Raw genomic sequence first — 23,556 nt, forward strand, 5'->3', positions numbered from 1 at the left:
AATGTCCTGTCAGCCTTTTGGGAGTCCCCACATGTCCGAGCAACCCATCATTCGCCGTCGCGTGGTTAAAACCGGCATCAGCGATGCCCGCGCCAACAACGCCAAGACCCAGAGCCAGTACCAGCCCTACAAGGATGCTGCCTGGGGTTTCGTCAACCACTGGTATCCGGGGCTGTTCAGCAACGAGCTGGCTGAAGACCAGGTCGAGGGCATCCAGATCTGCGGCATCCCGATCGTTTTGCGCCGGGTCAACGGTCAGGTTTATGCCCTCAAGGACCAGTGTCTGCACCGTGGTGTGCGCCTGTCGGAGAAGCCGACCTGCTTTAGCAAGAGCACCATCTCTTGCTGGTATCACGGTTTCACCTTCGACCTCGAAAGCGGCAAACTGGTGACCATCGTCGCCAACCCGGACGACAAGCTGATTGGCACCACCGGTATCACCACCTACCCGGTGCATGAGGTCAACGGCATGATCTTCGTCTTCGTCCGCGAAGACAGCTTTCCCGATGAGGACGTACCACCGCTGGCCGACGACCTGCCATTCCGTTTCCCGGAGCGCAGTGAACAGTTCCCGCATCCTATGTGGCCGGCTTCGCCGAGCGTGCTCGATGACAATGCGGTGGCGCTCGGCATGCACCGCACCGGTTTCGGCAACTGGCGGATCGCCTGCGAAAACGGCTTCGACAACGCTCACATTCTGGTGCACAAAGACAACACCATCGTCCACGCCATGGACTGGGTGCTCCCGCTCGGCCTGCTGCCGACCAGCGATGACTGCATTGAAGTGATCGAGGACGAGAACGGTCCGAAAGGCATGATGCAATGGCTGTTCACCGACAAGTGGGCACCGGTGCTGGAAAACCAGGAACTGGGTCTCAAGGTGGACGGGCTCAATGGTCGCCCGTACCGCACTTCGGTGGTGCTGCCCGGTGTCTTGATGGTGGAAAACTGGCCCGGCGAGCACATGACCCAATACGAATGGTACGTGCCGATTACCGATGACACCCACGAGTACTGGGAAATCATCGTGCGCGTGTGCGACACCCCTGAAGAGCGCCAGAAGCACCAGTACCGCTTTGACCATGTGTACAAGCCGTTGTGCCTGCACGGCTTCAATGACTGCGACATCTATGCCCGCGAAGCGATGCAGAACTTCTATGCCGACGGTACCGGCTGGGACGACGAGCAGTTGGTGGCCACCGACATTTCACCGATCACCTGGCGCAAGCTGGCCTCGCGCTGGAACCGCGGTATCGCCAAGCCGGGACGTGGTGTGAAGGGCGCTGTGAAGGACACCAGTCTGATCTTCAAGGAAACCGCCGACGGTCACCGCCCGGGCTACAAGGTCCGGCAGATTGCCGAAGAGTGATGTGCTCAGCTGTCCGGCGCCTGCTGCCGGACAGCCTCAGGCGAGGGAATTTTCGATGGACAATGAATTCGCTTCCACCAGCCGCTGGGTCACCGTCGACGGCGTGCGTCTGCACTACCGTCAGGTCGATGGACCGGACGACAGCCTGCCGGTGATCTTTACCCATGGCGGAGGTCCGGGCAGTACCGCCTGGAGCAATTTCCGCCTCAGCGCCACGCCATTCGCGATGCGTCACCGCTGTTATTTTCTCGACTTTGCGCAGTTCGGTGGCTCGGACATGGTGGCAGTCGACGGCCCGGTTTTCAGCTGGCATGCGCGCACGCTGCTGGGCTTCATGGATGCCTTGGGCATCACTCAGGCACACCTGGTCAATCAGTCGTTCGGTGGCTGCGTGGCGATCCGCCTGGCGGCCGATCATCCTGAGCGGGTCGCACGCCTGGTGCTGATCGGCTCGCAGCCGGTAGCGCGCGGTGTGATGCAACCGCTGGCGCTGTCCAGCAAGCATGCCGCGACGCTGATGAGCGATTACTTCTTCACCAATGGCGGGCCAAGTCAGGACAAGATGCGCACGCTGATCCAGCGCTACGAGCTGCACGACGACGCTGCTATCGACGAGGAGAACCTGCGCCTGCGCTATACAGCGAGTTGCAATCCAGGCTTGCGTGCGCTGTTCGAGCAACCTGGCGCCTTCGGTGAACCGGAAGACCTGATGCCGCTGTTTGCTCGCGTGCAGGCACCGACCTTGATCCTCTGGGGGCTGCATGACTGGTTTGGCGGCATCGATGTGCCGATGTTGATGGTCAACCAGTTTGCCGATGCTCGCCTGCACGTGATGGGCAACGCCGCCCACCACTTGCAGAGCGAACAGCCAGCCGAATTCAACGCGTTGGCACTGAATTTCCTTGGAGGCTACCGATGATCGGCAGTAGCGATCTGCACTATCTTGAGCTGCACGAACTGTCACTGTTGATTCGCACCGGAAAGCTCTCTCCGGTGGAAGTCACCGAGGCGCAGTTAGCGCGAATCGAACGGCTCGACGGGACGTTGCAGGCCTTTGCCAGGGTCACTCCGGAGCTGGCGCTCGACCAGGCACGCGAGGCAGAACGCGAACTGTCGTGCGGCGAATGCCGTAGCCCGCTGCATGGCATCCCGCTGGCGGTGAAGGACTTGCTGCACACGGCCGGCGTGCCCACGGCAGCGGGCATGCCGATTCACCAGGCATTCATTCCGCAGGAAGATGCCACCGTCGTCACCCGCTTGCGCGAGGCGGGGAGTGTGCTGCTTGGCAAGCTGCAGATGACCGAGGGTGCCTTCGCCATCCACCACCCGGACCTGCCCACGCCGATCAATCCCTGGCATCCGGGCCATTGGGCCGGCGCTTCTTCCAGTGGCAGCGGCGTGGCCACCGCCGCGGGTCTGTGTTATGCCTCGATTGGCAGCGACACCGGTGGCTCCATTCGTTTCCCCTGCGCAGCCAACGGCCTGACGGGGCTCAAACCGACCTGGGGCCGGGTCAGCCGTCATGGTTGCTTCGAGCTGGCCGCCAGCCTTGACCACATCGGCCCCATCACCCGCAGCGCACGCGATGCCTTGTTCCTGCTGTCGACCATCGCCGGCCACGACCCCAAGGACCCCACCTCGTTGCCCAGCGTTTGCCTGGAGGTGCCCAGCGTCGAGGATTCGTTCCGCGGCCTGCGCGTCGGCATTGACGAGGCCTGGTTGAGTGATGGTGTCGACTCGGTGATTCAGCAGGCACTGGAACGGATCATGGCGATTGTCCGTGACAGCGGTGGCACGCTGCAGCGCGTGTGTATGCCGGACACCCGTGTGGTGAGCGGCAACTGGGAGGCTCACTGCGGCGTGCAGACTGCTGTTGCCCATGCCGCCACTTACCCGCAACGTGCAACGGAATACGGTCCGGCGCTGAGCCGCCTGATTGACGGTGGGCGAGCGCTCAGTGGCATGGATTACCAGCGCGTACTGCTCGACGCGCAGCGTTTCAGCGGAGAGCTGGACTACGTGCTGAACGACGTCGACCTGCTGCTCGCCCCGGTACAGCCCTACGCTGCGCCGACCCACGAACAGCTGGCCAGCCTGGCTCAGGACCCGGAGGCCAATCGCCGGCTGATCCAGTTCACGGCACCGTTTAACGTCAGCGGTCACCCCTGTATCAGCCTGCCTTGCGGCTTCACCGCCGATGGCCTGCCGATCGGCTGCCAGTTTATTGCCGGTCGGGGCGGCGAGGCCGTGTTGTGCCGCGCGGGCATGGCTGTGCAAAAGGTTACCGACTGGCACCGGCGACGTCCTGCCGGTCTCTGATGACTCCTTGGTTTGCCCGTGCCACTTGGCACGGGTTTTTTTTTGCGTGTGTTGCCCGCAGGATTTTGCGCTGTCGGGATAAGACCRTAGCCCAAGGGAGCGCCGACACCCACCAAGGCTTTTTATGATCGGCCCATGTCAATAATCCGGCCGCTTGCGGCCGTAGCCCGATGCCTGCCAGGGAGCCGAACTCTGATGAACGATAAACAGCACCAAGTCACTGTCAATTTCTCCGATGGCGTCAGCCGTAGCTTCAGCGTCGCCGCGCAAACCAGCATTCTCGATGCCGCTCTCGAGGCGCAAATTCCACTGCTCTATCAATGCCGCTCCGGCAGCTGTTCAAGCTGCATTGCCCAGCTTGCCGACGGCGATGCGTGCACTCGCCCGGGCGCCAGCTCGACGCTGCTGGCCAGCGAGTACAGCGCCGGACAGCGCCTGCTGTGCCTCTGCCAGGCGCAGTCCGACTGCACTTTCGATGTCGCTTACAGCAGCGAAGTCGGCTCCAGCACGGCGCAGCAAGTGCACGTCTTCGTCAATGCTGTCGAGCGTATCGCCAGCAACGTGATGCGCCTGACTCTGGAACTGGCCGATGGCGACTGGCTGGAGTTCCGACCCGGCCAGTTCATGCAGATTGAAGTGCCCGGTTATGGCGTGGTGCGCAGCTACTCACCCTCGAGCACCGCGGCGCAGTTGCCCAAGCTGGAGTTCCTRGTTCGCCTGTTACCAGGCGGCGCCATGTCCGGTTACCTGGAAGAGAAGGCTACGACTGAGGACGTGCTGACGCTGAGCGGCCCTTATGGCGCGTTTTTTCTGCGCGAGGAAAAACGCCGCGCGCCGCATATTTTCGTCGCCGGTGGCACCGGCCTGGCGCCGATTCTGTCGATGATCGATGCCTTGCGCCAAGGCAGCGGACGCAAGCCACCGATGCTGCTCAGCTTCGGTTGCGCGGTCCCGGACGCGCTGTTCTGTCTCGACGACATTGAACTGCGCCAGCAATGGCTGCCAAGCCTTGAGGCGCGGATCTGTGTCGATCGCGAGCCGCGTGACGGCCTGCACCACGGCAGCCCGGTCAGCGCGCTGCGCGAGGGCGATGTCAGTGCCGACACGGTCGCTTACCTCTGCGGCCCGCAGCCGATGATCGATGCCGCTACAGCGCGGCTGATCGAGCTGGGCGCCGATCCCGCGAACATCTTCGCCGAACAGTTCGTGGCCAGCCACTAAGGAACCCGCCATGCAATCCACCCTGCAATCCACCACGGCCGTCAACTTCTCCGCCGAGCAAATGAGGTGGTACGAACAGGCCTGCGCCAAGATCGACCCCAAGCGTCTGCAGAACCTGTTGTACAACATCACCAACATCCATAGCCCTACCGGTGCGGCCCGTGCAGCCAGCGAGCACATGAAGGGCTACCTCGAAAGCATTGGCATGGCCGCACGTTACCAGCCAATGAGTTTCACCAGTGGCAATGTGTTGGCCGAACTGCGCGGCAGCGGCGGCGGCGCCAGCGTGCTCTTGTATTCACCAATCGATACCCACCTGGAGCTGGACGAAGCCGAGAAGATCCTCACCGGTCCCGCCGACGAAGCGGACATGCAGCCATCGGCGCAGCAGATCGACGACTGGGTTTTCGGCCTTGGCGCTTCCAATCCCAAGGGCATGATCGCGACCCTCACCGAGGTGGCCACTGCGTTGATCGAGGCCGAAGTACCGCTGGTTGGCGACCTGCTGGTCGGCCTGGCCGATGGCGGCATGCCGGTGGATGTTTCGGCCCGCCAGCATGCCGGTATGTCCAATGGCGTGACACACCTGATCAACCGTGGCGGCGCGCCTGACTTCGCCATCGTGATGAAGCCGTGGAACTGGGTCTATCACGAGGAACCTGGCATGGGCTGGTTCAAGCTGCGCGTGTACGGAACCCTCGGCTATGCCGGCGTTCCCCGTGGCACGCCGGGCTTCCGTAGTTCGGTGGTGCCGGCGGCGACGGTGATCCAGGATCTCGAGCAGTGGATCATTGAGTATGCCGAGCGCAACACATCCGGTCAGATCAAGCCGCACGGCTGGATCGCCGGGGTGCGCGGTGGCAATCCGGAACGCCCGGCCTTTCCATCGGCGGTTACCGAGATCTTCTTCGACGTGCGGATCAACCCGCGCACCAGCCCCGCCGAGGTCAAGGCACAGTTCGCCGGGTTCGTCCGCGATCTGCAGACGCGACGCCCGGAACTGGTCCTCGACTGGGAGATGTACGGCTCGGTGGCCGGCGGTAGCACCGATGCACAGAACTGGATCGTGCAGTCCGCCCGGCGTGGCTGGGAGCATATCGAGGGGCGCGCGCATGGCGAGGCCGACCTGCTCGGTGGGCAGACCGACGGTGCCGCGCTGCGTCGCCTCGGCATCCCCACTGCGCGCATCGGCTGGCCATGGCCGGCCGAAGGTGCACCGCTGCCGGTCGCCGAAGGGCTTGGGGGCATGGGCGCGACCTACATCCCGGATCTGCTGCCGTGCGCCAAAAAAATCATGTACGCACTGATCGACACCCTGACCCGGCCTCGTAGCGAGTTGGGCCTGTAGTCAGCGACTTGAGTTCTTTGATGGTAATTTTGGCCATGAAATGGGTTCCCCCTACTTTCCCCCCCCCACAAAAACGTCGGTTCTTGATGGGCGTTCCTGGACTCTCGTAGAGCTGAACACCGCTGGAGTTCAAGTAAATACTCGCTTGGAAAAATTCAGAGTGAAATTTTCAAAGCTTTCAAGAAATATGCAAAAGGAGTTGGGGTGCTAGGGGCCGAGTGTTCGAATCACTCCGTCCCGACCATATAATTCAAGGGGTTGCGAGACTTTATCTCGCGCCCCCTTTTTATTTTTGGTCGGTGTTACCCTACAAAACCATTGGCTCTAGGTGGAATCTTCGGCTGTGATAACAAGGGCGGAGTTTGTCCCGTGAGTCTTGGTCTCAGCTTGATAAGTGAATTGACGACGGTTTTTGTGGGTTCATTCCTGTTGCACGTTGCACGTTGCACGTTGCACGTTGCACGTTGCACGTTGCACGTTGCACGTTGCACGTTGCACGTTGCACGTTGCACGTTGCCGGCGCTATTGGCCGATTGCTGCCTGCCGGCAAGGGCTGCAATCAACTGTGGATTCAACCGGTCGACTTGGCTCGCGTTCAGATTGAACAAACCGGCCGCTCACCCAACCGTTCTACCAACCTTACGAGATAACCATCGGGATCCTGGACGATGAATTCGCGCTGGCCTACTTCTACATTGTTAGCCCGATACCAGGTGTCTTTGCATCCTCGATAGAGCGGAAATCCAGCGTGGCCAAGTTTTTGGATGATTGGTGCGACAGCCACAACGTCAATCTGTAGGTTAATTCCTCTACCAAACGGCTTGGTCAGGGGCGCAGTCAGCCATTGGCCTGCGTCCGGATCAACCTGCTCCAGCATTACTTGAGCACCATTTAAGTCGAGGTAAGCGAATCCATCCTCCGGGCGTTGATAAGCTACTTCGAGCCCTAGGCAAGACACCCAAAAAGCCAGGCTGCTATCCAGGTCAGTAACCATTAACTCTGGAACCAGTTTGTTACGTTCAAACATGAGATGACTTCCATTTCAATAAGCTCATTCGCCGGGTTCGGGCAGTCTAAATAACTTTTTCACGGTATCAGTGCTCTGCACTTCTGGCATTGGTGCCACACGGGACGTGACGAGCATGATGATGCACGGTCGGGAGAGTATTATCGAGTTGCGTTGAATGGCGGCTTCAGCCGATTGCTGCCTGTCGCGAAGGTCAGCAATTGAAAGCAAACCCTCGCCTCAGCGGTGGCACAACCCAGGTACATTCTGACCCGGGTTGTGGTGAGGCTACTCCGTCTGAATCCAATTCAGGGACAATTAGCGAAGACCTGGGTTACCAGAACTTGAACGTGTAAGCGACGATCAGTCGATTTTCATCGACATCCGTCGTTTCGCTGCCGCGATAAGTGACATTGCGCCAGCGCAGGCTCAGGTTTCGTAAAGGCCCGCTCTGGATCACGTAGGCAATGTCGGTATTGCGCTCCCACTCTTTGGCGGCAACGCCTCGAATATCGAAATCATCGCCTCGCATGTAGCGCGTCATCAGTGTCAATCCGGGCATACCCATGGGGGCAAAGTCATAGTCGTAGCGCAATTGCCAGGAGTCTTCCCTGGCCCGGACGAAGGGTTGGTAGGTGCCGTTGTTCAAGGCCCAGGGGTCGGCGACCAACAGATAGGGAAGGCCGGTGTCGCCACTTTGGTTTTGATAACCAATGCCTAGTGAATGACCGTGGCTGCTCAAAGTGAACATGCCGCCCAGATAGCGGTTGTCGACGTTGGTCTGGCCCTCGTCATCGCTGCCGAAGTAGCGCATGTCGGCCTTCAGGTTGATGCTTTCGGTCAGGGCCGATTTGTACAAAAGACTGGCGGCATTCTGGCTGTAATTATCCTTCAGTTCCGCGTGGTAAAACGTGGCACTGAGATCGGGCTGGATGGAGTAGGTTGCGCCTGCGTAGTTGAAACGGTCCGAGGGCACGCCGCCGGTGGAGCCGTCGGCCGCCATGCGCATGTCTTCGTAGTCGGACGAGTCACGCTGGTGGGCCTGGCGAAACTGTCCGGCAGTGAGGCTCAGGTTCTGGATGTCGGTGGAGACGACCTGACCACCCTGATAGGTTTGTGGCAGCAGGCGCGTGTCATTGCGAAACAGCACCGGCATCACCGGTTCGTGGTTGCCGAGGGTGACCAGGGTCTTGGCGACTTTGAGCTTGGCGGTCGGAGCCAGGAAGCTGTACTCATCGACCGGCTCGCCGGTTCGTTGATTGCGCTGCAGGACACCCGTACCGCTGCTACCGCCGCCGGAGTCGAGCTTGACGCCGACCAGCCCCAGGACATCCAGGCCAACGCCAATCGTACCCTCGGTGAACCCCGAGTTACCGCGCAGAATGAAGCCTTGAGCCCAGTCTTCGGCCTTGTTCTGGGGCTTGCCATCATGGCGTGGTCCGTCGGACAGACCCGCGTCCCGGTAATCGCGATTCATGTAGAAATTTCGCGTTTCCAGGCTCAAGTGACTATCGGCGATCAGGTCTGCATGGGCCTGTGTAGCGAGCAATAACGCAGACACACAAGAGGCTGTCAGGGAATACCGGGCATGAGTCGGCCCGGCCATATGCCCGGTGACGGGATTGGCTGTACGCATGATGAGATGTTCCTGCCTGCTGTGAGTTGTTTTTGTTGTTCAGCCAGCCCCTGGAAGGGGGCTGTTTTAGGGTTTTATGAACAATGACTCTTCGGCGAGGGCAGGAAGGTTGAAATCGGACTATTGCGCCTCGTCGTCTTGCTGCTCGTCGCCAAGCGATATGGCTGCCATGTCGCCTTGTAGCTTGTTGAGGTAATGCAGGAAGCTGACACTGTCGTCGAAACTGAAGCCTTTCAACGCCTGCTGGTAAAACGTCTGGATCCGCTCCTGCAACGAGTCCCAGAATGCCCTGCCGGTATCGGTCAATTGCACCAGGCGTGCACGTCCGTCATCCGGGTGCGGTACGCGTAGCACATGATTATCGCGTTCCATGCGCTTGAGCACGCCGTCCAGGCTCTGGCGGCTGACGAACAGGTACTCGGTCAGTTCAAAGAACGAGATACCGCCTTCATAACGTTCACGTGACAGTGCGCCGAGCACGGCCCATTGCACCGTGCWGATGCCCATCTCTTTCTGGACTTGCCTTTGCAGCACGTTGCCGGTCTGGAACAACCGGAAAAACAGCGTATTGGGTACGGATCGGGTATCGCTATTGTTCATTAATGTTCCTTGTCGGCTCCGTCAGGGCGAGCGCGATTGTATGAGCGCCTGGCCTGGCGGAGCAGACAGGGCATCAGCTAGGGACAAACTCGCGCGCGATGATATTTTTCATGATCTGCGCGGTGCCGTCACCGATTTGCAGGCCAAGTACATCGCGCAAGCGCTGGGCGAACGGCAGGTCCTCGCCATATCCGGTGTGTCCATGGGCCAGCAAACACTGCTTTACCACATCGAACGCCAGTTTCGGTCCCCACCATTTGTTCATGGCCGCCTCGGCATTGTGCGGCAGCTTATTATCCTTGAGCCACAAGGCGTAATAGCACTGCAGGCGCGCAGCATGCACGTAGGTCTGCAATTCTGCCAGTGGGTGGGTCAAACCCTGAAAGGTAGATAAGGCTTGGCCGAAGGCCTTGCGCTCGGTCAGCCAATGCCAGGTTTCATCCAGCGATTGCTGGGCCAGGGCCAGGCACTGCAGGCCGATCAGGGCGCGACTGTAGTCGAAGCCTTGCATGACCTGTTTGAATCCCTTGTTCTCATCACCCAGGCGATGGTTGACCGGCACCTCAACGTTGTCGAAGAAGATCGAGCCGCGGCCAATGGCACGCTCACCGGCATCGTCGAAGCGAGTGGTGCTGATACCCGGCAGGTTCATGGGGACCAGGAACGCGCTGATGCCACTGGCGCGTTGCTCTACCGTACCGGTGCGGGCGAAGACCACGGCGACGTCAGCCTGATCGGCCATGGAGATGGACGTTTTCTCACCGTTGAGCACATAAACGTCGCCCTTGAGTTCGGCCTTCAGGCGCAGGCTGGCGGCGTCCGATCCGCCGCTGGGTTCGGTCAGGGCGATGCAGGCGACCTTGCGCCCGGCGGTCATTTCACCCAGCCATTCCCGGGCCAGCGAGGATTCGGCGTACTGAGCGATGATTTGTCCGTTTAGCGAAGTCAGCAGTGGGATGTACGCTACATTGAAGTCACCACGGGCCAGTTCTTCGATGATCAGGCCGGCGGTGACGCAGTCCAGGCCGCTGCCGCCGAATTCTTCTGGCAGTTCACCGCCGAGCAGACCCATTTCACCCATCTGGGAAATGACTTCGCGCTCGATGCGGCCATCGCGATCCCGTTGGCGGTAACCGGGGGCGAGTACGTCAGCGCTGAATCGTGCAACGCTTTCGCGGATGGCATTTTGTTGTTCTGTGAATGCAAAATTCATGATGCTCTCCAGGCCATTCGGGTGCTGTGCCGGCAGCGGGATGGCTGCCGGCACAGGGATCATTTGTAGAATTTGCGGAACTCGGGCTTGCGCTTTTCCTTGAACGCGGCGACGCCTTCCTTGGACTCTTCAGTGTCGTAGTACAGACTCAGGGCCTGCATGCCCAGGCCGCCGATACCGCCGATATTGGCGCTGTCGGCATTGAACGAGCGCTTGGCGATGGACAGCGCGGTCGGGCTCTTCTCGAGAATTTCCTCGCACCACTTCTGTACTTCTTCATCGAGCTGTTCGTGGGGTACCACGGCATTGACCAGGCCCCAATCCAGAGCTTGTTGGGCACTGTACTTGCGGCACAGGTACCAGATCTCGCGGGCGCGTTTTTCACCGATCAGGCGCGACAGGTAGGCGGTGCCGTAACCCGGATCGACCGAGCCGACCTTGGGGCCGACCTGACCGAACACGGCTTTGTCGGAGGCGATGCTCAGGTCGCAGACCACGTGCAGCACGTGCCCGCCACCGATGGCAAAGCCGTTGACCCGGGCGATCACTGGTTTGGGCACTTCGCGGATCAGGTTCTGCAGCTCTTCGACCGGCAGGCCGATCAGGCCGCGACCGTCGTATTGGCCTTCATGGGCGCCCTGGTCGCCACCGGTGCAGAACGCCTTGTCGCCAGCGCCGGTGAAGACGATGACGCCGATTTCCTTGTTCCAGCCGGCGCGGTTGAAAGCGTCAAGCAGCTCCATGCAGGTCTGGCCGCGAAACGCGTTGTAGCGCTCGGGACGGTTGATGGTGATGGTTGCGACGCCATTGAGTTCTTGGTACAGGATGTCTTCGTAGTTCATTGCATGCTCTCCCATTTGAGTGTCGCCTGGCTTAGCCAGCCATCGTCAGGCCGCCGGACACGCTGATCACTTGACCGGTGATGAAATTGGCATCGTCGCTGGCGAGCAGGGCGATGATTCCTGGATAGTCTTCCGGTTGGCCGAGGCGACGCATCGGCACGGCATTCTTGAAGGCTTCCAGGAGCTTTTCCGGGTTGCTGGAGGTTTCGGCCACGCTCTTGAGCAGCGCGGTGTCGGTCGGACCGGGGCAGACCACGTTGACATTGATGTTCTTGGTCGCCAGTTCCCGCGCCAGAGTTTTGCTCAAACCCACCAGGCCGGCCTTGCAGGCCGCGTAAACCGCCTCTCCCGACGAGCCGACGCGGGCGGCATCGGAGGCAACGTTGATGACTTTGCCGCCACCGGCCTCGAGCATTTTCGGCAGCACCACGTGGTGCATGTTCAGGGCGCCGGTCAGGTTGATTGAAATCAACTGTTCCCACAGCTTGGGCTCGGTCTTGAGGAACGGCATGAAACGGTCGAAACCGGCGTTGTTGACCAGTACCGTCGGTACCCCCAAGTCGTTTTCGATGGCGGCCACGGTTTCGGTGATGGCGGCGTATTCGGCGATGTCGGCGGCGTAAGCGACTGCTTTGCCACCGGCTTCACGGATCAGATCGACGGTGGTTTGCGCCGCGGCACTGTCGCGATCAAGCACGGCAACCAGGCTCCCTTCGGCAGCGAAACGCTGACAGACGGCGCGACCGATGCCGCCGCCACCACCGGTGATGATCACGGTTTTTCCACTAAGGCCTTTCATAGGGGCATTCTCCAAGTCAGTTGAGTTGCGTGTTTCGAATGTGTGGATCAGCGACGCTTGGCCGGGTCGATGCGAATGCTCGCGGCCCGCTCATGCAGCTTGAATTTCTGGATTTTTCCGGAGGGCGTGCGGGGCAGGGCGGGCAGCACTTCCAGGTATTCGGGCAAGTAGTTGCGCGACAGGTTGTGTTCGAGCAGGAAGGTCACCGCGTCATCGAGGCTCAGGTCCGTATAACCGTCATGCAAGGTGACGTAGGCGCAGACACGCTCGCCAAGACGCTCGTCCGGGCAGCCAACCAGGGCCACTGCCGAAATGGCCAGGTGCTTGTAGAGCAGGTTTTCCACCTCCACCACCGGGATGTTTTCGCCGCCCCGGATAACCACATCCTTGGTTCGCCCGGTGATGCGGATATAGCCCTGGGCATCCATGCGGGCCAGATCGCCGGTGGCGAACCAGCCCTGGGCATCGACGCTGTATAGATCGGGACGCTTGAGGTAACCCACGAACAGACTGGCGCCACGGACCTGAAGGTGGCCTTCGCTGCCGGCAGGGACTTCAATCCCGGCATCGTCGACCACCTGCACCTCCATCAGGGGCAGGGCCACGCCGTCGGTGTAGATGGCCCACTCGGGATGATCCTGCGGACGTGTCATGGTCGAGGCGCCGGTTTCAGTCATGCCCCAGGCCGAGATGATTTTCGCGTTGATGCTCTTGCCTGCCTTTTCCACCAGGCTTTCCGGAATGGGGGCGCCGGCCGAAACAAAAATACGCAGGCTCGACAGCGCATCGCCGTTCTGCGGCGCGAGTTCGATCAAATCGGCGAGAAACGGTGTCGAGGCCATCGTAAAGGTGGGGTGCTCGGCGGCAGCGATCCTGATGGCGGTGCGTGCATCCCAGACGTCTTGCAGTACCGCCGCCGCCCCGAGGTAGATGGGCATCAGCATGCCGTAGAGAAAGCCGGTCTGATGCGCCATGGGCGAGGCCATGAAGATAATGTCTTCGTGGCCAAGTTCCAGGCGTTCGGCATAAGGAATGATATTGCTCAACAGGGTTCTGGAAGTGTGCAGCACGCCCTTGGGTTCACCGGTGGTGCCGGAGGTGAACAGCAGTTGGACAATGTCGTCGGCTTGCGGGCGACGCTCGGCGAACAGAACCTGAGTATCGCCATTATTTTCCCATTCCCGATTGAGCAGTTGCTGTTCAAAGCTGTTGTCGCCGTCGCCACCTATTACCAGTACATGGCGCAGTTCCGGCAGATCGGTGCGCAAGCCTTCAGCCATGCTGGCGTAATCGAACCCCCGGAAGTTTTTGGGCACGACCAGCAGATGACTGCGGGCATGGCCGAGCATGAAGCGCAGCTCGCGTTCCCGGAAGATCGGCATCAGTGGGTTGAACACGGCACCGATACGGGCGCAGGCCAGGAACAATGCCGTCATCTGCCAGCCGTTAGGCAACTGGCAAGACACCACGCTGCCTTTTTCCACACCCAGGGCGGCCAGGCCGGTACCCATGCGGGTAACCACTGCATCCAGTTCGCCGTAGGTAAACGAGACGGGGTTGTCCTCGCCAGCCTGGTAGCTCGACAGGGCGCGGCAGTCTGCGCCTCGGGCAAGCTGTTCATCCCAGTAATCTGTAATGATCATGTCACTACTAGTGCTGGTGATGGACGTTTCTGGATGACGATCTGCTGGTGTGCCTGTCCAGGTGTTCATTTATAGATATCGACTCTTAAGGGTTGGAGTTGTTATTCTCTTACGATCTGGTATTGCCCTTTCGATGAGCTGAAGATAAGGCTTTCAAAATTAATATGTCAACATGTTGTCTTTATATTTTTCTGTGGATATATTCGAAGGCATTCCCGGACAACAAGAGGTAGGTGACATGGTTTTCCTGAATATCCTTGTCGAGCGGCGTGCAGCCGTCGGCCTGATCCGTTTGAATCGCCCGACTGTCTATAACGCCCTCAATGACGCCTTGATGACCGAGCTGGGCCAGGCGCTGCTGGCCTTCGAAGCCGATGAGCAGATTCGGGCCGTGGTCATTACCGGCAACGACAAAGCCTTCGCGGCCGGTGCCGACCTCAGCGAATTGCAGTTCAAGGGCTTTGCCGATGTGTACCTGGAAGATTTCGTCACGGCCAACTGGGAAACCGTCACCCGCTGCCGCAAACCGGTGATTGCAGCGGTTGCCGGCCTGGCGCTGGGTGGTGGTTGCGAGCTGGCGATGATGTGCGACATGGTCATTGCGGCCGACAACGCCCGTTTCGGCCAGCCCGAAGTCAAGGTCGGCACGTTGCCCGGTGCCGGCGGCACCCAGCGCCTGACCCGCGCCATCGGCAAAGCCAAGGCCATGGACCTGTGCCTGACCGGGCGCTTCATGGAAGTCGATGAGGCCGAGCGCTGCGGCTTGATCAGCCGTGTGGTGCCCCTGGCTGACCTGCTGGCTGAAGCCCTGGTCGTGGCCTCGCAAATTGCCGCTCATCCGGCCATTGCGGTGAAACTCAATAAAGAAGCGGTTAACCGTGCCTTTGAAACCACCTTGGCCGAGGGTGTGCAGTTCGAGCGCCGTTTGATGCACGCCAGTTTCGCCAGTCAAGACCAGAAGGAGGGCATGCAGGCCTTCGCCCAGAAGCGCCAGCCGGTGTGGACTCATCGCTGATAAGCGCGATCGCTTGGCAAGCAACATAAAAACAAGAAGAGCAAGAGGAACAGTCCAATGACTTCAGTCGTGCAAATGACCCGCGAGGAAGGCGTGGCCTTGATCCGGGTCGACAACCCACCGGTCAATGCCCTAGGCCATGCCGTGCGCGCCGGGCTGCTGGAAGCTTTTATTGCAGCCGAACGGGACGAGCAGGTCGAATTGATCATGCTCTATTGCGCCGGGAAGACCTTTATTGCCGGCGCCGATATTCGCGAGTTCGGCCAGCCTGCCCAGGCGCCAATCCTGCAAACGCTGACCATGGCCATAGAGAACGGCAACAAGCCTTCGCTGGCGGTGTTGCACGGATCGGTGCTGGGCGGGGGGCTGGAAATCGCGCTGGGCTGTCACTACCGCATCGCTCACAGCTCCTCCCGACTCGGCCTGCCGGAAACCCGTCTGGGCCTGTTGCCCGGTGGTGGCGGCAGCCAACGCCTGCCGCGTTTGGTCGGTGTGGAAAATGCACTCGACATAATCATCACCGGTGAGCCGATCGAGGCAACTCAGGCACTGTGGCTCGGTCTTGTAGACGCACTGTTCGATGATGAGCCTCTGGTCGCAGGCCTCCAGCATGCGCGGCAACTGTTGGTCGAGCGGGTTTCCGTGCGGCGCGTCGGCCAGATGACGGTGCCAACGGCGCCTGCCGAGGCGAGCGCATTGATTGCGGCCCGGCGCAGCGAAATCTGCCGAACCCAACCTGATTCTTTCTCGACGCCGCGCTGCCTTGCTGCAGTCGAAGCAGCGATCCAAATGCCATTGATCGAAGGCTTGCAGCGCGAGCGCGCACTGTTTCTCGAATGCATGGCATCGCCCCAGCGCGCGGCTCTGATCGAAGACTTCTTTGCCCGGCGCCAGGCGGCCAAGAAACGCCAAGGCTGAACCCGAGGCCAGCCTGGGGTTGGCCTGACCATCGATAGAGGACTTTGCATGGACATCCACTACACACCTGCCGAGGTTGAGTTCCGCGCTGAGGTGCGAGCCTTTCTTCGTGACGCGCTGCCAGCAGACATCGCCAGCAAAGTTCGCTTGGGCAAGCGTTTGAGCAAGGACGACCACCAACGCTGGCAGCGCATCCTCGCCCGCCGCGGCTGGTACGCGGCCAATTGGCCGGTGGCCTTTGGTGGCACCGGTTGGGGCGTGGTGCAAAAACACATTTTCGAGGAGGAGTGCGCAGCCTTCGGTGCGCCGCGCCTGATCTCCTTCGGCGTCAACATGGTTGCACCGGTGATCATGAAATTCGGCAGCCCGGCGCAGCAGGCGCATTACTTGCCGAGGATTCTGTCGGGCGAAGACTGGTGGTGCCAGGGCTATTCCGAACCGGGCGCAGGCTCGGACCTGGCCAGCCTCAAGACCCGCGCTGTGCGTGAGGGCGACCACTATGTGGTCAACGGCCAGAAAACCTGGACCACCCTGGGTCAGCACGCCAACATGATTTTCTGCCTGGTGCGCACTGACAGTGAAGCCCAGCAGCAGCGGGGCATTTCCTTCCTGCTGATCGACATGACCACGCCCGGCATCAGCGTGCGCCCGATCATCACCCTTGAAGGCGAGCACGAAGTCAACGAAGTGTTCTTCGACACCGTGCGCGTGCCGGTGGAAAACCTTGTAGGTGAGGAAAATCAGGGCTGGACCTGTGCCAAGTACCTGCTGACCCACGAGCGCACCGGGCAGGCCGGCATCGGCCAGTCCAAAGCCGCACTGGCGCATCTCAAGCAGGTCGCCCTGCAGGAACTGCGCAATGGTCGGCCGTTGCTGGAGGACCCGCAGTTTCGCTTGCAGGTCGCCGAGGTGGAGATTCAGCTGCTGGCGATCGAGATGAGCACCTTGCGCATCCTCGCCGCAGCCCAGGCCGGCGGTGTGCCCGGTGCCGAAAGCTCGATCCTGAAGATCAAGGGTTCGGAAATTCGCCAGGCCATCAGCCACTTGCTGCGTAAAGCGCTTGGCGTCAAGGCGTTGCCTTTTGTCGAGACGGAACTGCACGACGACTTCACAGGCACCCCGCTGCACAGCGATTACAGCGCGGCCCCCGCCAGTCAGTATTTCAACCTGCGCAAGCTGTCTATCTACGGCGGCTCCAATGAAATTCAAAAGAACATCATCGCCAAGATGATTCTTGAGCTTTAAGGAGGTACGCAATGGACTTCACACTCAGCTCCGAGCAGCAGATGCTGCAGGACACCGTGGCCCGACTGGCCCGCGATCACTACAGCTTCGAAGCCCGCGAAGGCTACTACCACAGCGAAGCCGGCATGAGCCCGGCATTCTGGAGCCAGATGGCTGAACTGGGCCTTTGTTCGGTGCCGATTGCCCAGGAACATGGCGGCTTCGGTGGCAGCGGCGTGGACAACATGCTGATCATGACCGAGCTCGGTCGCAACCTATGCCTGGAGCCGTTCCTGCAATCGCAGATTCACGCGGCCGGTCTGCTACAGCAACTGGGCGATGCCAGCCAGCAGGCGGACCTGCTGCCGCAAGTGGCCGAAGGTTCTTTGCAACTGGCCGTGGCGCTGGAAGAACTGCAAAGCCACTACCAACTGCACGATGTGCACACCCAGGCGCGCCCGGTCGAGGGTGGCTGGTGTCTGTCCGGGCGCAAGATCTGCGTGGTGGGTGCTGCCAATGCGGGGTTGATCCTGGTGTCGGCGCGCACTAGCGGTGATGCATGTTGCGAACACGGCATCAGCGTGTTTCTGGTCGAGGCGCAAGCTTATGGGTTGCAGCGTCACGATTACCCCTGCATCGATGGCCCGCGTGCCAGCGACTTGATCCTGGATGATGTCTTTGTGGGCAGGGGCGCTTTGCTCGGTAACGTCGGCGAGGTCTTGCCGGCCTTGCGTTATCAGCAGGGCCGCGCCATTGCCGGGCAGTGCGCCGAGGCCGTCGGTGGCATGCAGGAAGCTTTTCGCCTGACCCTCGAATACCTCAAGACGCGCAAGCAGTTCGGTGCGCCAATCGGCAAATTCCAGGTGTTGCAGCACCGCATGGCCGACATGCGCGGCGAGCTGGAAATGGCCACCTCGATGGCGATCCTTGCTGCCTGCGTGGCCGACCAGGCCGATAGCGATGAACGCAGCCGGCAACTGGCCGCTGCCAAATTCGTGGTGGTCCGCGCCGCACGCCTGATCGCCGAGCAAGCGATCCAGTTGYACGGCGGTATCGGAATGACCTGGGAATACAACTTGGCCCATCACGCCAAGAGGTTGGTGATGCTGGGTCACCAATTGGGCGATGACGATCATCATTTGCAGGCCTACGCCGAGCTACTGCACAGCGCCTGATCCATCACTGCACTAACACGGGAACACACTATGAAAGTACTGGTTGCGGTAAAGCGTGTGGTTGATTTCAACGTCAAGGTCCGCGTCAAGGTGGACAGCTCCGGCGTTGACCTTGCTAACGTCAAGATGGCGATGAACCCCTTCTGCGAAATTGCCGTGGAAGAAGCGGTGCGCCTTAAAGAACAAGGCATTGCCACTGAGGTTGTGGTCATCAGCATTGGTAGCAGTGCGGCACAGGAGCAGCTGCGCACGGCCCTGGCACTGGGTGCCGACCGTGCCATCCTGGTCGATGCCGGCGAAGACCTGGGCTCCCTGACCGTTGCCAAACTGTTGAAGGCCGTTGTCGACAAGGAGCAGCCGCAGTTGGTGATCCTTGGCAAACAGTCCATCGACAGCGACAACAACCAGACCGGCCAGATGCTCGCTGCATTGAGCGGTTACGGTCAGGGCACGTTCGCCTCAAAAGTCGCCATCAGCGGCGACAGCGTTGCGGTGACCCGCGAAATAGACGGCGGCGCACAGACGGTCGCCCTGAAACTGCCGGCCATCGTCACCACCGACCTGCGTTTGAACGAGCCGCGCTACGCATCGCTACCCAACATCATGAAGGCCAAGAAGAAGCCGCTGGAGGTGCTCACGCCGAGCGCCCTGGGCATCAGCTGCGCCTGCACCGTGCTGACCCTGAAAGTCGAGGCACCGGCCGCGCGTAGTGCCGGGATCAAGGTCAAGTCGGTGGCCGAACTGGTCGAAAAACTCAAGAACGAAGCGAAGGTGATCTGAATGGCTATCCTGGTTATCGCTGAACACACCAACGCAGCACTGGCGGCCGCTACCCTCAATACCGTGACCGCAGCGCAGCAGATCGGTGGCGACATTCATGTGCTGGTCGCAGGTCAGGGCGCTGGCGTCGTGGCTGAAGCGGCGGCGAAAGTCGCTGGCGTGGCTAAAGTGCTGCTGGCCGATAACGCTGCCTACGCTCACCAGTTGCCGGAAAACGTCGCGCCTTTGATAGTCGCGCTTGTTCAAGAAGCCGGGGCTGATAGTTACAGCCACATCCTGGCTGCCGCGACCAGTAATGGTAAGAACATCCTGCCGCGGGTTGCTGCGCAACTGGATGTCGACCAGATCTCGGAGATTATTGCGGTCGAAAGCGCCGATACCTTCAAACGCCCGATCTATGCGGGCAACGCCATCGCGACGGTGCAGTCGTCTGCCGCCGTAACGGTGATCACCGTGCGCGGTACCGGGTTTGACGCCTCTGCCGCCGAAGGTGGCAAAGCCGTCATCGAAGCTCTCGCCATAGTCATCGACAGCAGTCAGTCGGCTTTCGTCAGTGAAGAGCTGGCCAAGTCCGATCGCCCGGAGCTGACCACTGCGAAGATCGTCGTTTCGGGTGGCCGTGGCATGCAGAACGGCGACAATTTCAAACACCTCTATGCGCTGGCCGACAAGCTCGGCGCGGGCGTGGGGGCGTCGCGTGCTGCCGTCGATGCCGGTTTTGTGCCGAACGACATGCAGGTCGGCCAGACCGGCAAGATCGTCGCGCCGCAGCTGTACATCGCGGTGGGCATCTCCGGCGCCATCCAGCATCTGGCCGGCATGAAGGATTCTAAAGTGATCGTTGCGATCAACAAGGACGAAGAGGCGCCGATCTTCCAAGTGGCCGACTACGGCCTGGTGGCGGATCTGTTCGACGCCGTGCCGGAACTGGAGCGGGCGATCTGAGGAGGTGCTTGTGGATACGTTCAAACAAATCGGTGTAATCGGCAGCGGCGCGATGGGCCGGGGGATCGCTCAGTTGTTCGCCACCGCAGGCGTTCCGGTGTTGCTGTATGACAGCCGCAGCGAAGCGACGGAGGAGGCGCTAAAAGCCAATCGGGAGTTGCTTGAGCGTTCCGCAGCCAAGGGCAAGTTGAGCAGTGAAGCGCTGGCCAGCGCACTGTCTTGCATGCGCGCGGCCAATAGCCTTGAGGCTCTTGCCGATTGTGATTTATTGATCGAGGCGATCGTTGAGAACCTCGAGGCCAAGCAGGGGTTGTTCCGTGCGTTGGAGCAAGTGGTCAGGGTCGACGCGGTGCTGGCGACCAACACCTCCTCCTTGTCGGTGAGCCTGATTGCCAGTGCCTGCCGACATCCTGAGCGGGTGGCCGGGTTTCATTTTTTCAACCCGGTGCCACTGATGAGAATCGTCGAAGTGGTGCGCGGCGAGCTGACCGACCCGAAGGTGGTCGAGCGCCTGGCGACGTTGGCCGGGCGTGCCGGTCATTTTGCCGCGACGACCCCCGACTCACCAGGCTTCCTGGTCAATCACGCCGGGCGGGCCTTCGGTCCGGAGGCGTTGCGTATCCTGGGCGAAGGGATCGCCACCCCGGCGCAAATCGATCGCATCCTCAAGGACAGCCTCGGCTTTCGCATGGGGCCGTTCGAGTTGTTCGACCTGGTAGGCCTCGACATCTCCCATGCGGTGATGGAGTCGATACACACGCAGTTTTATCAGGACCCGCGCTACACCCCGTCGGCGATGGTGCCCCCCCGTCTGGCCAGTGGCTTACTGGGGCGCAAAACAGGGCAGGGTTTCTATCGCTACCAGGACGGTAGCGTGGTCGAGGAAGCGCAGCAGGCGCTGCCGCAGGTGGCCATCACCCAGCCGTTCTGGTTGGACTGCGGCAACTCGGCCATCCGCGAGCGGATCGCCGCGGTGCTGTCCGTTGCCGGCGTGGTGCTGGAGCAGGGCGATCAACCCAGTGCGACCGCCATCTGCCTGGTGACGCCGCTGGGCGAGGATGCCAGCAGCGTGATCGCCCGTAAGCGACTTGCGCCGCGACGCAGCCTGGCGTTGGAAACCTTCGTCGGCTTTGACACGCGTCGCGTACTGATGCGCCAACCGGCGCTCGATGCACAGGTGCTGGCGCAAGCACGCCAGGCCTTGGGCGCCGATGGTGTGCCGGTGGAAGTCATCAATGACTCGCCGGGCTTCATCGCCCAGCGTGTGCTCGCTGGGATCGTCAATCTGGGCTGCGAGATTGCCCAGCGTCGTATCGCCGAGCCGGCCACTCTGGACCGTGCGGTGCAGTTAGCCCTCGGTTACCCCCATGGTCCGTTGGCTTTTGGTGATCACTACGGTGCATTGCAGATCCAGCAGATCCTGCACCAATTGCATGAGCTGTATCAGGAGCCGCGCTATCGGATCAGCCCCTGGCTGCGGCGCCGGGTCCAGCTCGGCCTGCCCCTGACCACTGCCGAGGATTGAGCATGACAGCCTATATCTACGATGGTCTGCGTTCGCCGTTCGGTCGCCATGCCGGTGCCCTGGCCGGTGTGCGCCCCGATGACCTGCTGGCCGGTGTGGTGCGTGCCCTGGTGGCGCGTAACCCGTTCGAGGCGCAGGACTATGAAGACCTGATCGCCGGCTGCAGCAGTCAGGCAGGTGAGGACGGGCGCAACCTGGCGCGTCATGTTGCGCTGCTGTCCGGGCTGCCGACGGCCGTTGGCGGTTTGACTGTCAATCGTCTCTGCGGCTCCGGCCTGGCCGCCGTGCTGGATGCTGCTCGCGCCGTACGTACCGGCGAAGGCGAGCTGTTTATTGCGGGTGGCGTTGAGAGCATGAGTCGTGCGCCGTTCGTGGTGGCCAAGGCGCAAAGCGCCTGGTCGCGCGACTTTCAGGTGTACGACAGCACCCTCGGCGCACGCTTTCCCAACCCGAAGGTAGAGTCCGGGTTCGGTGCCGATTCGATGCCGAAAACAGCGGACAACGTCGCTCATGAACTGGGCATCACTCGCGAAGAAGCCGACATCTATGCCGCTCGCAGTCAGGCACTGTTCGACGCAGCAGTGCGGGATGGATTCCAGGCTGGTGAAATCCTGCCGATCGAGGTAGCGCAAGGGCGCAAGCAGCCACCGAAGATCGTCGACCGTGACGAGCATCCGCGTCCGCAAAGTAACTTCGAGGCACTGTCGGGCCTGCAACCACTGTTTGACGGCGGCGTTGTCACCCCAGGCAACGCCTCGGGCATCAACGATGGCGCGGCTGCGCTGCTGATTGGCTCGCGTGCCATTGGCGAGAAGGCCGGTTTCAGGCCTCGCGCGCGCATCCTGGCCGGCGCGGTAGCGGGTGTCGAGCCGCGCCTGATGGGCCTCGGTCCGGTGCCTGCCTGCACCAAGGCCTTGCAGCGAGCAGGCTTGAGCCTGGCGGACATGGACCTGATCGAAATCAACGAGGCGTTTGCCTCGCAAGTACTCGGCTGTGCCAAGCAACTTGGCCTGGCCTTCGATGATCCACGCTTGAACCCCAATGGTGGCGCCATTGCCATTGGTCATCCGCTCGGTGCCTCCGGTGCTCGCCTGGCTTACAGCGCGGTGCGTCAGCTGGAACGTAGTAAAGGTCGCTTCGCCCTGGTCAGCCTGTGTATTGGCCTGGGGCAGGGTATCGCCTGCGTGATCGAGCGCCTCGACTGACAACATAACAAGAACCAACCCGGAGAAATTCCCATGGGCAACAAGGCAAGCTTCAACTGGATCGACCCGCTGCTGCTGGATCAGCAACTGAGCGAAGAAGAGCGCATGGTCCGCGACAGCGCCCAGCAGTTCGCCGCCGACAAGCTGGCGCCACGGGTGCTGGAGGCTTTTCGTCACGAGCAGACGGACCCGGCGATCTTCCGCGAGATGGGCGAGACCGGTCTACTCGGCGCGACCATTCCCGAAACCTACGGTGGCAGTGGCCTGAACTATGTGTGCTACGGCTTGATCGCCCGCGAGGTCGAGCGGGTGGACTCAGGTTACCGCTCGATGATGAGCGTGCAGTCATCCCTGGTGATGGTACCGATCAATGAGTTCGGCAACGAAGCCACCAAGCAAAAGTACCTGCCGAAACTGGCCAGCGGTCATTACATCGGCTGCTTCGGTCTGACCGAGCCTAACCATGGCTCTGACCCGGGCTCGATGATCACCCGCGCGAGAAAAGTCGACGGCGGCTATCGCCTGACCGGCAGCAAGATGTGGATCACCAACAGCCCGATTGCCGATGTCTTCGTGGTCTGGGCCAAGGACGATGAAGGGCAGATTCGCGGCTTTGTCCTGGAGAAGGGCTGGGAGGGCCTGAGTGCACCAGTTATCCATGGCAAAGTCGGCCTGCGTGCGTCGATTACTGGCGAAATCGTCATGGACAATGTGTTCTGCCCTGAAGAGAACGCCTTCCCTGAAGTGCGTGGTCTGCGCGGCCCGTTCACCTG

General features: G+C 61.0%; 21 protein-coding genes. 14 read left to right on the forward strand and 7 right to left on the reverse strand.

The window, feature by feature from the left end; translation table 11 throughout:
• Positions 1-31 precede the first annotated feature (31 nt).
• From AC1DVH_RS04095 to AC1DVH_RS04115, 5 genes are all read left to right on the forward strand, one after another.
• Positions 32-1,369, forward strand: coding sequence for an aromatic ring-hydroxylating dioxygenase subunit alpha (locus tag AC1DVH_RS04095; protein ID WP_477752733.1), 1,338 nt, complete (start codon positions 32-34; stop codon positions 1,367-1,369).
• A gap of 55 nt (positions 1,370-1,424) precedes the next feature.
• Complete coding sequence (locus AC1DVH_RS04100; RefSeq protein WP_477752734.1) at positions 1,425-2,288, forward strand: alpha/beta fold hydrolase; 864 nt, start codon at positions 1,425-1,427, stop codon at positions 2,286-2,288.
• On the forward strand, positions 2,285-3,688 hold the full coding sequence (locus tag AC1DVH_RS04105; protein ID WP_477752735.1) for an amidase: 1,404 nt from the start codon (positions 2,285-2,287) through the stop codon (positions 3,686-3,688). The genes AC1DVH_RS04100 and AC1DVH_RS04105 overlap by 4 nt, the downstream gene beginning before the upstream one ends.
• 195 nt (positions 3,689-3,883) lie before the next feature.
• Positions 3,884-4,909, forward strand: coding sequence for an FAD-binding oxidoreductase (locus AC1DVH_RS04110; RefSeq protein WP_477752736.1), 1,026 nt, complete (start codon positions 3,884-3,886; stop codon positions 4,907-4,909).
• Between the two features lie 10 nt (positions 4,910-4,919).
• Positions 4,920-6,257 carry an acetylornithine deacetylase gene (locus AC1DVH_RS04115; protein WP_477752737.1) on the forward strand — a complete coding sequence of 446 codons (1,338 nt, stop codon included), beginning with the start codon at positions 4,920-4,922 and terminating at the stop codon, positions 6,255-6,257.
• Positions 6,258-6,852: 595 nt separating this feature from the next.
• Here the strand turns inward: AC1DVH_RS04115 and AC1DVH_RS04120 are convergent.
• From AC1DVH_RS04120 to AC1DVH_RS04150, 7 genes are all read right to left on the reverse strand, one after another.
• Complete coding sequence (locus AC1DVH_RS04120; RefSeq protein WP_477752738.1) at positions 6,853-7,284, reverse strand: bleomycin resistance protein; 432 nt, start codon at positions 7,282-7,284, stop codon at positions 6,853-6,855.
• Between the two features lie 313 nt (positions 7,285-7,597).
• Positions 7,598-8,899 carry an OprD family porin gene (locus AC1DVH_RS04125; protein WP_477752739.1) on the reverse strand — a complete coding sequence of 434 codons (1,302 nt, stop codon included), beginning with the start codon at positions 8,897-8,899 and terminating at the stop codon, positions 7,598-7,600.
• Between the two features lie 120 nt (positions 8,900-9,019).
• The gene (locus AC1DVH_RS04130) at positions 9,020-9,499 is read right to left on the reverse strand and encodes a MarR family winged helix-turn-helix transcriptional regulator (protein WP_477752740.1); all 480 of its coding nucleotides are present in this window, start codon (positions 9,497-9,499) and stop codon (positions 9,020-9,022) included.
• A 73-nt stretch (positions 9,500-9,572) separates the two neighbouring features.
• Positions 9,573-10,712 (reverse strand): cyclohexanecarboxyl-CoA dehydrogenase, encoded by a 1,140-nt coding sequence (gene aliB, locus AC1DVH_RS04135; protein ID WP_477752741.1) that lies wholly within the window; start codon positions 10,710-10,712, stop codon positions 9,573-9,575.
• Between the two features lie 59 nt (positions 10,713-10,771).
• On the reverse strand, positions 10,772-11,554 hold the full coding sequence (locus AC1DVH_RS04140) for an enoyl-CoA hydratase-related protein (protein ID WP_019689441.1): 783 nt from the start codon (positions 11,552-11,554) through the stop codon (positions 10,772-10,774).
• 31 nt (positions 11,555-11,585) lie between these two features.
• Complete coding sequence (locus AC1DVH_RS04145; RefSeq protein WP_477752742.1) at positions 11,586-12,353, reverse strand: SDR family NAD(P)-dependent oxidoreductase; 768 nt, start codon at positions 12,351-12,353, stop codon at positions 11,586-11,588.
• 47 nt (positions 12,354-12,400) lie between these two features.
• Positions 12,401-13,996 (reverse strand): AMP-binding protein, encoded by a 1,596-nt coding sequence (locus tag AC1DVH_RS04150; RefSeq protein WP_477752743.1) that lies wholly within the window; start codon positions 13,994-13,996, stop codon positions 12,401-12,403.
• 238 nt (positions 13,997-14,234) lie between these two features.
• Between AC1DVH_RS04150 and AC1DVH_RS04155 the strand changes: the two genes are divergently transcribed.
• The 9 genes from AC1DVH_RS04155 to AC1DVH_RS04195 all read left to right on the forward strand — a co-directional run.
• Complete coding sequence (locus tag AC1DVH_RS04155; RefSeq protein WP_477752744.1) at positions 14,235-15,011, forward strand: enoyl-CoA hydratase; 777 nt, start codon at positions 14,235-14,237, stop codon at positions 15,009-15,011.
• A 57-nt stretch (positions 15,012-15,068) separates the two neighbouring features.
• Positions 15,069-15,929, forward strand: a complete 861-nt coding sequence (locus tag AC1DVH_RS04160; RefSeq protein ID WP_477752745.1) for an enoyl-CoA hydratase/isomerase family protein — start codon at positions 15,069-15,071, stop codon at positions 15,927-15,929.
• Positions 15,930-15,977: 48 nt separating this feature from the next.
• Complete coding sequence (locus AC1DVH_RS04165) at positions 15,978-17,174, forward strand: acyl-CoA dehydrogenase family protein (protein WP_477752746.1); 1,197 nt, start codon at positions 15,978-15,980, stop codon at positions 17,172-17,174.
• 11 nt (positions 17,175-17,185) lie between these two features.
• Positions 17,186-18,328 (forward strand): acyl-CoA dehydrogenase family protein, encoded by a 1,143-nt coding sequence (locus tag AC1DVH_RS04170; RefSeq protein ID WP_477752747.1) that lies wholly within the window; start codon positions 17,186-17,188, stop codon positions 18,326-18,328.
• A gap of 30 nt (positions 18,329-18,358) precedes the next feature.
• Positions 18,359-19,108, forward strand: a complete 750-nt coding sequence (locus AC1DVH_RS04175) for an electron transfer flavoprotein subunit beta/FixA family protein (protein ID WP_477752748.1) — start codon at positions 18,359-18,361, stop codon at positions 19,106-19,108.
• Positions 19,109-20,053: an electron transfer flavoprotein subunit alpha/FixB family protein gene (locus AC1DVH_RS04180; protein WP_477752749.1), complete on the forward strand. Its 945-nt coding sequence runs from the start codon at positions 19,109-19,111 to the stop codon at positions 20,051-20,053. It abuts the gene before it with no gap.
• Positions 20,054-20,063: 10 nt separating this feature from the next.
• On the forward strand, positions 20,064-21,578 hold the full coding sequence (locus AC1DVH_RS04185; RefSeq protein WP_477752750.1) for a 3-hydroxyacyl-CoA dehydrogenase: 1,515 nt from the start codon (positions 20,064-20,066) through the stop codon (positions 21,576-21,578).
• 2 nt (positions 21,579-21,580) lie between these two features.
• On the forward strand, positions 21,581-22,783 hold the full coding sequence (locus AC1DVH_RS04190) for a 3-oxoadipyl-CoA thiolase (protein WP_477752751.1): 1,203 nt from the start codon (positions 21,581-21,583) through the stop codon (positions 22,781-22,783).
• Between the two features lie 33 nt (positions 22,784-22,816).
• On the forward strand, positions 22,817-23,556 hold a 740-nt coding region (locus tag AC1DVH_RS04195), incomplete at its 3' end, for an acyl-CoA dehydrogenase family protein (protein ID WP_477752752.1).

The organism is Pseudomonas sp. P4_C3, assembly GCF_056402075.1.

Bases quoted from the DNA above. Each gene is read 5' to 3' on its own strand.
- AC1DVH_RS04180 (WP_477752749.1), top strand. From the start codon at position 19,109: ATGGCTATCCTGGTTATCGCTGAACACACCAACGCAGCACTGGCGGCC.
- AC1DVH_RS04165 (WP_477752746.1), top strand. From the start codon at position 15,978: ATGGACATCCACTACACACCTGCCGAGGTTGAGTTCCGCGCTGAGGTG.
- AC1DVH_RS04145 (WP_477752742.1), bottom strand. From the start codon at position 12,353: ATGAAAGGCCTTAGTGGAAAAACCGTGATCATCACCGGTGGTGGCGGC.
- AC1DVH_RS04175 (WP_477752748.1), top strand. From the start codon at position 18,359: ATGAAAGTACTGGTTGCGGTAAAGCGTGTGGTTGATTTCAACGTCAAG.
- AC1DVH_RS04100 (WP_477752734.1), top strand. From the start codon at position 1,425: ATGGACAATGAATTCGCTTCCACCAGCCGCTGGGTCACCGTCGACGGC.
- AC1DVH_RS04125 (WP_477752739.1), bottom strand. From the start codon at position 8,899: ATGCGTACAGCCAATCCCGTCACCGGGCATATGGCCGGGCCGACTCAT.
- aliB (WP_477752741.1), bottom strand. From the start codon at position 10,712: ATGAATTTTGCATTCACAGAACAACAAAATGCCATCCGCGAAAGCGTT.
- AC1DVH_RS04120 (WP_477752738.1), bottom strand. From the start codon at position 7,284: ATGTTTGAACGTAACAAACTGGTTCCAGAGTTAATGGTTACTGACCTG.
- AC1DVH_RS04115 (WP_477752737.1), top strand. From the start codon at position 4,920: ATGCAATCCACCCTGCAATCCACCACGGCCGTCAACTTCTCCGCCGAG.
- AC1DVH_RS04160 (WP_477752745.1), top strand. From the start codon at position 15,069: ATGACTTCAGTCGTGCAAATGACCCGCGAGGAAGGCGTGGCCTTGATC.
- AC1DVH_RS04190 (WP_477752751.1), top strand. From the start codon at position 21,581: ATGACAGCCTATATCTACGATGGTCTGCGTTCGCCGTTCGGTCGCCAT.
- AC1DVH_RS04105 (WP_477752735.1), top strand. From the start codon at position 2,285: ATGATCGGCAGTAGCGATCTGCACTATCTTGAGCTGCACGAACTGTCA.
- AC1DVH_RS04095 (WP_477752733.1), top strand. From the start codon at position 32: ATGTCCGAGCAACCCATCATTCGCCGTCGCGTGGTTAAAACCGGCATC.
- AC1DVH_RS04140 (WP_019689441.1), bottom strand. From the start codon at position 11,554: ATGAACTACGAAGACATCCTGTACCAAGAACTCAATGGCGTCGCAACC.
- AC1DVH_RS04155 (WP_477752744.1), top strand. From the start codon at position 14,235: ATGGTTTTCCTGAATATCCTTGTCGAGCGGCGTGCAGCCGTCGGCCTG.
- AC1DVH_RS04150 (WP_477752743.1), bottom strand. From the start codon at position 13,996: ATGATCATTACAGATTACTGGGATGAACAGCTTGCCCGAGGCGCAGAC.